Annotated in this window: 16 protein-coding genes; 9 read left to right on the top strand and 7 right to left on the bottom strand. The window is 31.8% G+C overall.

The genetic code is table 11. The features are described 5' to 3' along the window. The first annotated feature begins 59 nt into the window (after positions 1 to 59). From dapB to FG167_RS11025, 5 genes are all read left to right on the top strand, one after another. The gene (dapB, locus tag FG167_RS11045) at positions 60 to 758 is read left to right on the top strand and encodes a 4-hydroxy-tetrahydrodipicolinate reductase (RefSeq protein WP_203458330.1); all 699 of its coding nucleotides are present in this window, start codon (positions 60 to 62) and stop codon (positions 756 to 758) included. An 87-nt stretch (positions 759 to 845) separates the two neighbouring features. Continuing rightward, positions 846 to 2,447 carry a signal peptidase I gene (gene lepB / locus FG167_RS11040; protein WP_203458329.1) on the top strand — a complete coding sequence of 534 codons (1,602 nt, stop codon included), beginning with the start codon at positions 846 to 848 and terminating at the stop codon, positions 2,445 to 2,447. An 8-nt stretch (positions 2,448 to 2,455) separates the two neighbouring features. Continuing rightward, complete coding sequence (locus FG167_RS11035) at positions 2,456 to 3,076, top strand: WbqC family protein (RefSeq protein WP_203458328.1); 621 nt, start codon at positions 2,456 to 2,458, stop codon at positions 3,074 to 3,076. Then, positions 3,076 to 3,384 carry a DUF6122 family protein gene (locus FG167_RS11030; protein WP_203458327.1) on the top strand — a complete coding sequence of 103 codons (309 nt, stop codon included), beginning with the start codon at positions 3,076 to 3,078 and terminating at the stop codon, positions 3,382 to 3,384. Before FG167_RS11035 ends, FG167_RS11030 begins: the two co-directional genes overlap by 1 nt. A 92-nt stretch (positions 3,385 to 3,476) precedes the next feature. After that, positions 3,477 to 3,902, top strand: coding sequence for a hypothetical protein (locus FG167_RS11025; protein WP_203458326.1), 426 nt, complete (start codon positions 3,477 to 3,479; stop codon positions 3,900 to 3,902). A 64-nt stretch (positions 3,903 to 3,966) separates the two neighbouring features. Here FG167_RS11025 and FG167_RS11020 read toward each other — a convergent pair whose 3' ends face one another. The 7 genes from FG167_RS11020 to FG167_RS10990 all read right to left on the bottom strand — a co-directional run bounded on the left by FG167_RS11020 (position 3,967) and on the right by FG167_RS10990 (position 10,676). Next, positions 3,967 to 4,998, bottom strand: a complete 1,032-nt coding sequence (locus FG167_RS11020; RefSeq protein WP_203458325.1) for an endonuclease/exonuclease/phosphatase family protein — start codon at positions 4,996 to 4,998, stop codon at positions 3,967 to 3,969. 97 nt (positions 4,999 to 5,095) lie between these two features. Further along, positions 5,096 to 5,959 carry a rhomboid family intramembrane serine protease gene (locus FG167_RS11015; protein WP_203458324.1) on the bottom strand — a complete coding sequence of 288 codons (864 nt, stop codon included), beginning with the start codon at positions 5,957 to 5,959 and terminating at the stop codon, positions 5,096 to 5,098. Then, positions 5,959 to 6,708 (bottom strand): rhomboid family intramembrane serine protease, encoded by a 750-nt coding sequence (locus FG167_RS11010; RefSeq protein ID WP_203458323.1) that lies wholly within the window; start codon positions 6,706 to 6,708, stop codon positions 5,959 to 5,961. The genes FG167_RS11015 and FG167_RS11010 overlap by 1 nt, the downstream gene beginning before the upstream one ends. A 51-nt stretch (positions 6,709 to 6,759) precedes the next feature. Continuing rightward, positions 6,760 to 8,613 carry a DNA mismatch repair endonuclease MutL gene (gene mutL / locus FG167_RS11005; protein WP_203458322.1) on the bottom strand — a complete coding sequence of 618 codons (1,854 nt, stop codon included), beginning with the start codon at positions 8,611 to 8,613 and terminating at the stop codon, positions 6,760 to 6,762. Positions 8,614 to 8,616: 3 nt separating this feature from the next. Then, the gene (locus tag FG167_RS11000; protein ID WP_203458321.1) at positions 8,617 to 8,898 is read right to left on the bottom strand and encodes a riboflavin synthase subunit beta; all 282 of its coding nucleotides are present in this window, start codon (positions 8,896 to 8,898) and stop codon (positions 8,617 to 8,619) included. A gap of 500 nt (positions 8,899 to 9,398) precedes the next feature. Then, entirely contained in the window at positions 9,399 to 9,881 is a 483-nt protein-coding gene (gene ribH, locus FG167_RS10995) for a 6,7-dimethyl-8-ribityllumazine synthase (protein WP_203458320.1), read from the bottom strand. Positions 9,882 to 9,905: 24 nt separating this feature from the next. Then, complete coding sequence (locus FG167_RS10990; protein ID WP_203458319.1) at positions 9,906 to 10,676, bottom strand: tetratricopeptide repeat protein; 771 nt, start codon at positions 10,674 to 10,676, stop codon at positions 9,906 to 9,908. 133 nt (positions 10,677 to 10,809) lie between these two features. Between FG167_RS10990 and FG167_RS10985 the strand changes: the two genes are divergently transcribed. The 4 genes from FG167_RS10985 to FG167_RS10970 all read left to right on the top strand — a co-directional run bounded on the left by FG167_RS10985 (position 10,810) and on the right by FG167_RS10970 (position 12,915). Beyond that, positions 10,810 to 11,889: a DNA replication/repair protein RecF gene (locus tag FG167_RS10985; protein ID WP_203458318.1), complete on the top strand. Its 1,080-nt coding sequence runs from the start codon at positions 10,810 to 10,812 to the stop codon at positions 11,887 to 11,889. After that, positions 11,886 to 12,317: a hypothetical protein gene (locus FG167_RS10980; protein ID WP_203458317.1), complete on the top strand. Its 432-nt coding sequence runs from the start codon at positions 11,886 to 11,888 to the stop codon at positions 12,315 to 12,317. Before FG167_RS10985 ends, FG167_RS10980 begins: the two co-directional genes overlap by 4 nt. A gap of 29 nt (positions 12,318 to 12,346) precedes the next feature. Beyond that, entirely contained in the window at positions 12,347 to 12,643 is a 297-nt protein-coding gene (locus tag FG167_RS10975) for a DUF721 domain-containing protein (protein WP_203458316.1), read from the top strand. Positions 12,644 to 12,723: 80 nt separating this feature from the next. Continuing rightward, complete coding sequence (locus FG167_RS10970; RefSeq protein WP_183488476.1) at positions 12,724 to 12,915, top strand: cold-shock protein; 192 nt, start codon at positions 12,724 to 12,726, stop codon at positions 12,913 to 12,915. Positions 12,916 to 12,971: the final 56 nt, after the last annotated feature.

Genomic DNA, 12,971 nt, shown 5'->3' with positions numbered 1-12,971 from the left:
GGAAACAAAAATCATACAGATTCCCTTCTGCAAGGGAGTGAAAAAAAAATACTTTTTCAATGAAAATTGCACTTCTTGGCTACGGAAAAATGGGTAAAACCATTGAACAAATAGCCTTACAACGTGGTCACACTATTGTTACAAAAGCAATAGATGACAATTATGATATTACAGATGCCGATGTAGCTATAGATTTTAGCATTCCTTCTGCTGCTTTTAAAAACATCTCTAATTGTTTTAATCAAAATGTACCTGTTATCTCCGGAACTACTGGTTGGCTAGAAGATTATGAGAAAGCGGTTTCTTTATGCAAAGAAAAAAAGGGGGCTTTTATTTATGCTTCTAATTTTAGTTTAGGTGTCAATATATTTTTTGAGCTGAATAGTTATTTGGCAAAAATGATGAATACTTTAAAAGATTATAAAGTATCTATGGAAGAAATTCACCATACCCAAAAATTAGATGCGCCAAGCGGAACAGCAATTACGCTTGCAAATGCAATTATTAAAGAAAATACGAAGTACACTTCTTGGAGTTTAGATACCGAAACAGAAAAAGCAATTCCTATTACCGCTAAAAGAATAGAAGATGTTCCTGGCACACATACTATTAGCTATAAAAGTGATGTAGACACTATAGATATTACACATACCGCACATAACAGACAAGGTTTTGCGCTTGGTGCTGTTGTAGCTGCAGAATGGCTTCATGGAAAAACAGGTGTATTTACAATGAAAGATGTGTTAAACATTAGTTAACTATCAATATATTTGTAACGTACAAAACGTTTACATCACTAACATAAATTAAACAATTGTCTTTAGACAATTATTAGTATACAAATTATGACATTTACGCAATTATTTATCTTTTTCTTTAGTATTCAAGTAATTCACGGATTAGGAACTTGGAAACTATATGTAAAAGCTGGAAGACAAGCTTGGGAAGCATTTGTACCAGTTTACAATGCTGTGGTTTTAATGAAAATTATAAACAGACCTTGGTATTATACAATTTTACTATTTTTACCTATTGTTAATCTTATTATGTTTCCTGTAATCTGGGTAGAAACGGCTAGAAGCTTTGGTAAAAACCAACCTTTAGATACTTTTTTAGCAATTATTACATTAGGTTTTTACAATTATTACCTGAATTACTTTACCGATGTAGAACATGTAAAAGATAGAAGTTTACATCCTAAATCTGGATCTGGAGATTGGGTAAGTTCTATTTTATTTGCTATTGTAGCTGCTACAATAGTACACACGTATGTAATGCAACCGTATACCATTCCTACTTCTTCTTTAGAGAAATCTTTATTAGTTGGTGACTTTCTATTTGTGAGTAAATTTCATTACGGAGCAAGAGTACCAATGACAACTATTGCTGCTCCAATGGTTCACGATACGATTCCTTTCATAAAAAAGAAATCGTATTTATATGATGATAGATTAGAAGAAAAAAATACTTCATGGATCAACAAACTATCTTTGCCTTATATGCGACTTCCTGGGTTGCAAAAGATAAAGCGTAATGATATTGTAGTCTTTAACTGGCCAATAGATACTTCATATAGTATGTCTGTGCCAAGACCAGACAGAAACTATAACAAACCAATTGACAAGAAAACAAACTATGTAAAACGTTGTGTTGGTTTACCTGGAGATTCTTTATCTGTTCGCGATGGTTATGTATTTATAAACGGAAAACAAAACGAATTACCAGATAGAGCGAAATTGCAATTTTCGTATTTAGTAAAAACAAAAAACAATCAAGATTTTAACTTGCAATACCTTCATGACAGATATGGTATGAACCCAAATAGAGTTGGTAAAGTAGATCAAGATGTTTATAAATTTATGGGAATTTATAAAGGCGATTTAGAGAAGTTTAAAAACAACCCTAAAGTAGATCAAATTATTCCTGTAAAAGAAGAAGAAGGAAAACGAAATCCTGGTATTTTTCCTCATGATCCAAACTATAACTGGAATAACGATTATTTCGGAAACTTATATATTCCTAAAAAAGGAGCTACTGTAGCTTTAAATTTAAATGTTTTACCGCTTTATAAACGTATCATTACAGAATACGAAAACAATACTTTACAAGTAAAAGGAAATCAGATATTTGTTAATGGTGCTCTTGCAACAAGCTACACCTTTAAGCAAGACTACTATTGGTTAATGGGAGACAACAGACATGACTCTCAAGATTCTAGAACTTGGGGATTTGTACCATTTGATCACGTTGTTGGTAAACCAGTATTTATATGGTTTAGTTTTGATAGTGACGGCATTGGCTTAAAAAACAAAATCCGTTGGGATCGTTTATTCACTACTGTTGGCGGAAGCGGAGAACGCGTTTCTTATTTAATTCCTTTTATCATTTTACTACTTGGATGGTTTGGATATGGTAAATGGAAAAAGAGAAAAGAACCGAATAGTTAATTGTTAAAATGAACATTATCCTTCATCCAACATACTTCCCAAACATAGCACACTTTACTGCCATGCTTAAAGCAGGCGAGGTTGTGTTGGAGATGCATGATAATTACCAAAAGCAAACCTATAGAAATAGAACATTTATTTATGGTGCAAATGGTAAATTACAATTAAGCGTACCTATAATATATTCGCAAAAGGAAAGACAGCAGTATCAAGATATAAAAATCCATAATACCGAAAAATGGCAAATGCTACATTGGAAATCTTTAGAATCTGCATACAAAACTTCTCCTTTCTTTGAATTTTATGAAGACGAGCTTTTACCACTATTTACAGAGAAAGCAGAAAACCTTTTAAACTTTAATTTGAAGTGTTTTAAAACTATTTTGGAATGCTTACAACTAGATTTAAACACATTGGAAACCAAAAGCTTTCAAAAAGAAATAACCGACAAAACAGACTTTAGATATTTAGTAAACTCTAGAAAAGAACCTCATTTCAACTTTGAACAATACACGCAAGTATTTGGAGAAAAGCATGGTTTTATTGGTAATTTAAGCATCTTAGACTTACTGTTTAATGAAGGTCCGAATGCTCTGAATTATTTAGAAAATCAGTTTAAACACCTATAATGCTACAATCCATTTTACATTATGGCATTCACTTTGGTTTGCCTTTACTAGTTGCTTTACTCTTCTTTAAAAGCAATTGGAAAGTAGCCTATCTAATTATGGCAGCAGCAATACTAATAGACGTAGACCATTTACTGGCAACACCTATTTTTGAAGCCAATAGATGCAGCATCAACTTTCATCCTTTACATACTTATTATGCCATGGTAGTTTATGTACTATTATTACTTCCAAAGAAAACAAGATTAATTGGATTAGGCTTATGTATTCATATGCTTGCAGATTATGTGGATTGTTCTTTTATGTAACACAAAAACACTTCTTCCAAAAAACAGGAAGTTTTTACGCAACCAATACTTGTTTTTCGCATCTAACAGATATAACCTTAAACTTTTACGTTATGCAATTCAAAAAAACACTTGTATTCGTTTTTATTTGCTTAAGCTTTTTAGCATGCTGTAATAATGATGATGACAACCAAAACGAAACACAAGAACATGCCATTCATGGCACCTGGAACTTATCTAATGTAAGTGGCGGATTTGTAGGAATAGATATCGATTACAATCGGGGAGAAGTTGTTTGGACTTTTAACGACAACAATAAACAATTAATTGTAGAGAATAATATAATGACTACTGGTCCTGAACAAATATATTCTGGATTAAATACAGGTAATTATACGTATGAAATTCAAGAAATTGAAGATACAGAAGTACTCTATATTGATGGAAATACGAGAGGAGTTATTAGCATTTCCAATACTACGTTAACTATTGATGATGGCGTTGCAGCTGATGGCTTTTTAACTACGTTTGAAAGGTAACCATAACTAAAAACTGCGACTGAGACTGAGACTGAGACTGAGACTGAGATTGTAAACTAAAACATCAATCCATCATAGACAATCGAGCCATTACTGGAAAGTGATCGGAATAATGCACATCATAAGTTTTAAAAGCATCTACGTGCAACGCTTTATCAATTAAAATAAAATCAATACGCGTAGGAAAGAATTTAAAATCATAAGTTCTACCAAAGCCATTTCCTGCAACTTTAAAAGCATCTTGCAAACCTTCTTTCATTTCTTTATACACATATGAAAACGCCGTATTGTTAAAATCGCCACTAATAACTACCTTATACTTACATGCATTTTTGTGTTTTAAAAACAATTCGGTTTGTGTTTGTTGCATTTCAAAAGATTTACCAATACGTTTTACCAAACGTTCGGAATCTTCTTGAGAAATCGTTTCTACTTTAACCTTAGTATCTAATTTTAAAGATTGCAAGTGCACATTATATATACGAATCGTATCGTTATGCTTTACTATATCAGCAAAAATGGCATTATTAGAAGTATTAGGGAAACCAACGGAACCAGAATTTATTATGGGATATTGCGAAAAAATAGCTTGTCCGAATTTAATTTTATTTCCAGTTAGCTTTTCAAATTTATATTTAAAAAAAGATAAATCTACATTTTCATTCGGATGGTATTCTTGAAAATTAATTACATCTGGCGCTTTTTCTTTAATAAAATCAATCAGTTTTACATCTGTATTTGCTTCTTCAATCCAATCATATAAATTAAAAAGTCGAACATTATAATTCATGACCGTAAGACTGTTTTCATTGTTTACTTCATTTGTATTGGAAAACTTATACAAAGATCCAAACGACAAATAACCTATTACTAAAACAACAAAAGATAGAAAGAACTGTTTTTTAATTTTTAATAACCAGTATAGAAAAAACAAAACGTTTACTATAATTAAAAAAGGAACACCTAAACTTAAAACAGATAAAATAGAAAATGTTTTTGGCGCTACAAAAGGCAACACATAAGAAAGCAATAAAAAAGTAGCTGCAACAGAGTTGAAGAAGAAGACTATTTTATTTAAAAAATTTAATTTTTTCATGTATTATTTTAAGTGCCTGAAACAACTAGTTGTAACTTTTACTGCGACTGCGACTGTGACTGTGACTGTGACTGTGACTGTGACTGAGAACTAAATACTACTTCCCTGCTCGAAACAATAATTCTTTTTCTTCTTTGGTTAAACTTTCATAACCACTTTTACTTATTTTATCTAGAATAATATCTATTTGCTTTTGGTTGTTAAACTCTTTAAACTCATCTTTAGTATAACCAGCAACTTTACCTTTCTTTTTATGTACGGTTTTTAGTCTAGATGGATTCTTTTTAAAGAAGTTTGTAATGCCATCCATAAAACCTTCAAATCCTTTACCAATATCTTTTCCTTTGGTTAATTGTGTAGCATAAAAATAACCAAGAATGGTTCCTCCAAAATGGGCAAGATTCCCTCCTGCATTACCACCAAAAAGACCAATAAAATCAAGAAGAACGATGACAATACCAACATGTTTCAGTTTGATATTAAAAGTAAAAACACGTAAATCCATATTAGGCATATACGCACACATAAAAATCAATAATGCTCTAACTGCTCCAGAAGCACCAACTAAACGGTGTCCAGAACTAAAAACAGTTGGTAATAATGCATAGGCCAATAAAAACAATAATGCACCAGAAATAGCACCAAGAAAATATACGTTTAAAGCAAGTTTGGTATTAAATAAATTTATAAACATTCTACCTATAAAATACAATACAATCATATTAAATAGCATGTGTATAAAATCATAATGCACAAAAGCATAGGTAATAATACTCCAAGGTTGCTTAATAAAATCAAAGAAATCACTAGGAAGCTCTAACCAAGACATACTAGAGCTAGTATTTAAAACAAATCTTAAAATTTGTGCTACTATAAAAACAAGAACATTAACAGCAATAAGTTTTTCAAACACATTAAGCTGTGTCAGTTTTTGTTTAATATCTTGATTTAAATTTGTCATTAATCCCAACGGTTTTGATTAAACTGATTTTTTTTCCAATACCACATGATTAAAAATCCTGTAATAGCTCCACCAACGTGCGCCATATACGCTGTGTTACTTGGACTAAAGAAAGATTGTCCTGAAATGGCAGAGATGACATCTAATAGTATAATTCCTGGAATAAAATACTTTGCCTTTATAGGAATTGGTAAAAAGATCATCATCAGCTTTGCTTCCGGATTCATCATACCAAACGCTGCTAAAACCCCCATAATACAACCAGAAGCACCAACCATGGAAGCATTATAAATAGGGAAAGCTGCTTTTAGATTTACTAATTGTGCATCGGTAATTCCTGAAATAGTTTCGTTAGAAGTAAACATGTGTACCAATTGATCATTGGTCAAGCCAGAGCTTATCAAATCATCATATAACGGAATATAGTTAAAGTAATAATATCCTAATTGAAACAATACCGCTCCCAATCCTGCAGATATATACAGGAATAAAAACTTCTTACTTCCTAAGGCTTGTTCCACTGGTGAACCAAACATCCATAAGGCAAACATATTAAACAATATATGTGTAACGCCACCATGCATAAACATGTGTGTGATTAACTGCCAAGGCTGAAACGCTTCACTCTTTGGAAAATACAGAGCAAACCATTCATAAAATGATTGTCCGCCACCTATGGTTAAAGTACCAATAAACATAATCACATTTATAATGATTAAATGTTTTACTGTATCTGTTATTCTATTCATATTTATTTTTTCATTCCCTTGAAAAAGGGAATCTTTTTATTTTATTATACTTTATAAAAATTTTCTATCCAACTCATCCATAGTCATGGTAACAAAAGTTGGCCTATTCATGGCAGAAACATTAGGTTCTTTACAAGCAAATAGCTTGTTTACCAAATGTTCTTGTTCTTGAATTGTTAAGCTTTGCCCAGTTTTAATAGCCAAGCTTTTTGACATGGATTTTGCTAGTAAATCTGCTGCACTAAAATTACTATCTGGCACTTCATTTTCTACATCGCTAATAAGTTGTTCTAAAATAATAGAAACCTCACTTTCTGGAACACTTACAGGAACTCCTGTGATTTCTAAGCTATCTTCATTTACAGAAGCAAACATAAAACCGGTATGCTCTAAATCTTCTTTTACTTGATTAATAATTGCAATTTCTTGTGTAGAAAAATGCAGCTGCAAGGGAAACAGCAATTGCTGACTCATCGCTTCCTTTACGGTTAGGTTTTTAAGAAAATCTTCGTATAAAACACGTTGGTGTGCTCTATGCTGATCAATAAGTAGCATTCCCGACTTCACCTTACTAATAATATATTTATTATTTAATTGGTAGGTAGATTGTTGCTGTTCTACTTCGTTTTCATTCGTAAACATGGAAGCTGTTTCCTCGTCACTTTCAAAATGGACTTCACTAAAATCTTGTTGTGTTTTGGTACTTTTAGATTCCAATCCAACATATAAACCTTCCCAACTGCCTGCAACTTCTTTTTTATAGGAAACTTGTTGTTTGGCAACAGGAGTTCTTTCTTCTTGAAAAGGATTAAAACTACGATCTACTTCAATTGTTGGTGTACTAGCTCCTTTATTTTTAAAGCCATAAGGCGTATCTAAATTGGCATCCCGATCAAAGTCTAAAACAGGAGCAATATTAAATTGTCCTAAACTATGTTTTACAGAAGAACGCAAAATAGCATAAAGCGTATGTTCATCATCAAACTTAATTTCGGTTTTAGTAGGATGTATATTAATATCAATGGTTTGCGGATTTACCTGCAAGTTTAAAAAGTAACTTGCATGTGCTCCATCTTTTAATAAACCCTCGAAAGCCGAACCTATTGCATGATTTAAATAGGCACTTTTTATAAATCTATCGTTCACAAAAAAGAATTGTTCTCCTCTAGATTTTTTAGCATATTCTGGTTTTCCTACAAATCCAGAAATCTTTAGTACTTCAGTATCTTCTTCTACAGGAACTAATTTCTCGTTGGTTTTTGTTCCGAAAAGGTTTACAATACGCTGTCTGTAATTACTTTCTGGAAGCTGAAAAACCTCAGAACCATTATGATACATAGCGAATGTAATATTTGGATGTGCTAAGGTAACCCGATGAAATTCGTCAATAATATGACGTAATTCTACGGTATTCGATTTTAAAAAATTGCGTCTTGCAGGAATATTAAAAAACAGATTTTTAACAGCAATGGAAGTTCCTTTTGGAGTAACAATTACTTCTTGTTCTACAATTTCACTACCTTCAATAATAATGCTAGTACCAACCTCTTCGTCTTCTTGTTTGGTTTTTAATTCTACATGAGCAATGGCAGCAATACTTGCTAAAGCCTCACCACGAAAACCTTTGGTGTTTAGTTTAAAAAGATCATCTGCCGTTCTTATTTTAGAAGTTGCATGACGTTCAAAACTTAAACGAGCATCTGTTGTGCTCATTCCTTTTCCATCGTCTATTACTTGAATTAAAGTTTTACCAGCTTCTTTTACTATTAGTTTAATGCTTGTTGCTTGCGCATCAATCGCATTTTCTAGTAATTCTTTTACTACAGAAGCAGGTCGTTGTACTACTTCACCAGCTGCAATCTGGTTAGCAACATGGTCTGGTAAAAGTTGAATAATGTCTGCCATAAATTATTTTGAAAAGAATATAGATAATTCGAAATCTATAATAAACAAAAATACAAATATGAGTATAGCAAGAATAATTAAAACGCGTTTATTTGCGGTTTTATCTTCGTTGTTTTTATAGTCGTTAAGCGCAGAAATTAGTTTTGTTTTTATTCCTCCTTGACTGCCAACCGTTTGTCTTTGGTCATCAAATTTATGTTTAATTTCATACGGATTTCCCTCTCCTTTGAAATATTGAGGCGTGTAATCAAATTTTCTGTTTTGTCTTGTTTTAAAAATTCCCATAATCTTTGCTTTATTAGTAACTACCTAAAATGTATAACAACACCAATACAGCTATCAAAAATAACACCATAACTGTCAAACTAGAAAGAAAACTTCCTTTTCGTTTAGAGGTTCTACGAATCCCTTCCCATTGTGAAGTTAGATCTTCTTTTTGGGTTTTATCCTGCTCTCTTTGGTGCTTAGGTGTATAACTAAACGATTTGTTCCTGCGCTGATTAAATAAATTCACTGTAAAATTAAAAGTATACGTTACCTTCAAATTTACTTAATTTACAAGGAAAAATGGGTTTGTAAGTGCTAAAAATTGTTAACAAATGTGGAGAATGACAGTCAACAAATAATAGAATACACTATTTTCTCACAAAATTACGAAGACTGAAACAAACGAAATGCTTTCTTGACCTGTTAAAACAAAGACGGAACATTGCGACTGCGATTGCATACTGCGACTGCCTACTGCAACTGAATACTATGACTGAACACTGTGACTGATAAAGTAACTATAAATTATTTAAAGCAGCCATTTTAATTGCAGCAACCGCAGCTTCTGTACCTTTATTCCCGTGAATTCCACCAGAACGTTCAATACCCTGTTGCATATTCATATCTGTAAGTACACAGAAAATTACAGGAACGTCATGTATCACATTTAAGTCTTTGATACCTTGAGAAACGGCTTCACAAACAAAATCGAAATGTTTGGTTTCGCCTTGAATGACACTACCAATAGCAATTACAGCATCTACATTATACTGTTGCATTTTTTTTGCTCCAAATATAAGTTCATAACTACCAGGAACATTCCAGCGTAGTATGTTTTCTTCTGAAACACCATTTTCAATTAGTGTTTCAAAAGCACCTTTGTATAGCCCTTCGGTGATGTTATCGTTCCATTCTGAAACAACAATCCCAAACCGAAAATCTTTCGCGTTTGGGATTGTGTTTTTATCGTAATCGGATAAATTTTTATTTACTGTTGCCATGTTTCTTTCCGCGAAAGCGGTAATTTATTTAGTAGCCAACACTTCTGCTTTACCTATAAATACGTCAATATTTGTAGCTTCAGTTGCAGTAGGATATTCTTCTTTAATTTTAGTAAAATATTTTAACGCCTCACTAGCTTTTCCTAAATCTAAAGCAGTAATTCCTGCTTTGTATAAGTACATTGGCGTTGTTAATTCATTGTTGCGCATTTCTGCCGCTTGCACATAATAACCTAAAGCATCTTCTTTTTGGTTTAATTGTACAAATGCATCTCCAATTGCTCCTTTAGCAATAGGTCCAGTTGCTTCATCTTTACCAGTATATTTACCTAAATACGAAACTGCATTTTTGTAATCTTTTTGGTTTAAGTAAGCCATTCCTGCGTAATAGTTTGCAAGGTTTGCAGCTTCCGTTCCGCTATGTTCTGATATAATATCTAACATACCAAACTTACCTTCTCCTCCATTTAATGCTAAATTAAATAAAGAATCTTTGTCTGTTCCTGTTACTGCTTCGTTATAATATTTTTGCGCTTGAAACATATCGTTCATCGCTTCTGTTTGCGCTGGTTTAGCTACAAATTCTTTATAACCTAAATAACCTAATACACCCACAGCTACAATACCAATTATTACAAAAATGTACTTTTGGTTTTTAATAACCCAGTCTTCCGTTTTAGAAGCTGTTTCATCTAGTGTATTAAATACTTCAGCAGTTGTTGAATTTACTTCTTCAACATGTTCTACTTCTTCTTTCGTATTTGCTTTATATCCTCTTTTCTTGTACGTTGCCATTATTTTCTTAATTATTGCGTGGCAAAAATAAAATTTTTCTTCACAAATAAGGTTTATTTATTTGTTATTTTTCAATATTTTGCAAGACATTTCAAGAAAACAACTTCTAGAATTCCGATTATCACACTTTTTTATGATTTTAAAATCACTTTCTTTACTTAATTATAAGAATTTTGACAGCATTTCTTTCACCTTTAATGAAAAAATAAACTGCATTGTTGGTAACAACGGCGTGGGTAAGACCAATATTCTAGATGCTATTTATCATCTTTCATTTGGTAAAAGCTATTTTAATCCGGTTGCATCACAAAATATAAAACACAACGAAGAGTTTTTTGTCATTAATGGCGATTATGAAAAAGAAAATAACATAGAGAAAGTTGCAATTAGCTTAAAAAAAGGTCAGAAAAAGGTTATTAAGCGAAATAATAAGGCTTATGAAAAATTTAGTGCCCATATTGGATTCTTGCCTTTGGTTATTATTTCACCAGCAGATCGAGATTTAATTACCGAAGGAAGTGACACCAGACGTAAATTTATTGATAGTGTGATTTCGCAAAGTGATAAAACCTATTTAGACGATTTAATTAAGTACAATAAGATTTTAGCACAACGAAACTCGTTATTGAAATATTTTGCACTTAACAACACGTATAACCAAGATACTATTGAGATTTATAACAATCAGTTAACCGATTATGGAACCCGAATTTTTAAATCTCGTGATGCTTTTTTACAAGAGTTTATTCCTATTTTCAAATCGCGTTACGAAGCTATTAGCAATAATAACGAAAGTGTAGATCTGGTATATAAAAGTGATTTATTTGAAGCAGACCTCAACACGCTTTTAATGCGCGTTATTAATAAAGACAAAGCGCTACAATATACTAGTACAGGTATTCATAAAGACGATTTGGTTTTTAATATTGCAGAACATCCTATTAAAAAATTTGGAAGTCAAGGACAGCAAAAGTCCTTCTTAATTGCATTAAAATTGGCACAATTCGATTTTATAAAGAAACAAAGTGGCGTAAACCCGATTCTACTTTTAGATGATATTTTTGATAAGTTAGATGAACAACGCGTTGCACAAATTATTAAATTGGTAGATGATGAAAACTTCGGACAACTTTTTATTAGTGATACACACGCCGAACGAACTGAAAATGCCGTAAAACAAGTACACCAATCTTTTGAAATTTTTAAGCTATGAAAAAATATGCAATCCTTTTATTAGCCCTAACTATTTTTAGTTGTTCGCCAAATCCGGAAACCTTTATACCACATATAAATGGATATTGGGAAATTGACGAAGTAACCTTACATGATGGCAGTATAAAAGACTACAACTATAATGATACTATAGATTATTTTGAAATAAACGATAGTTTAACTGGGTTTAGAAAAAAAATGAAACCTAATTTTTTAGGCACTTACGAAACGTCTAAAGATGCCGAAACGATGCAACTTATAATAGAAAACGACAGTTTAAATGTATATTATAAGACCCCTTTTGCTACATGGAAAGAAACTATATTATTAGCAAGTACATCGCAATTAAAAATAATAAACCAGAATAAGGACGTATATTTATACAAACGCTATCAACCTTTAGATTTAGAAGGGATAAATAAAAATTAAAAAGATTTCCGCTTTTGCGGAAAAGGAATATGGCAAAACGTAATAATGAAAATCTAAGCATTTCGGATGCTTTAAAAGAATTTGTAGAAACCAATAAATTAGAACGTGGCTTAGATAAAGTCAATGTGGCTGAAGCTTGGGCAAACCTAATGGGAAATGGTGTAAATAATTACACTACAGCAGTACAATTAGAACGCGAAACTTTATATATACAATTAAGCTCTAGTGTTTTACGCGAAGAATTGAGTTATGGCAAAGAAAAAATAGTTAAGATGCTTAATGAAAGCCTAGGTAAAGAGATTATAAAGAAACTAGTATTAAGATAATTTAGTGAATTTTTTTTTATTTAATTTATTGGCATTATATTTGTAAACTATTACATATTAACAAATTAAATTACATTACAATGAGTAAAGGAACAGTAAAGTTCTTCAACGATACCAAAGGATTTGGTTTTATCACAGAAGAAGGTTCAAACAAAGAACATTTTGTACACATTTCGGGATTAATCGATGAGATTCGTGAAGGCGATGAAGTTGAGTTCGAATTAACAGAAGGAAAAAAAGGATTAAACGCAATAAACGTAAAAGTTATATAATTTATACTTATCTTTTTAAAACAAAAACGCAACCTATTGGTTGCGTTTTTTTGTTT

The organism is Lacinutrix sp. WUR7 (genome assembly GCF_016864015.1).
GTDB lineage: Bacteria > Bacteroidota > Bacteroidia > Flavobacteriales > Flavobacteriaceae > Oceanihabitans.
Note: the sequence above shows the minus strand (reverse complement) of the source record. Positions and strands in the feature narration are given on the sequence as shown.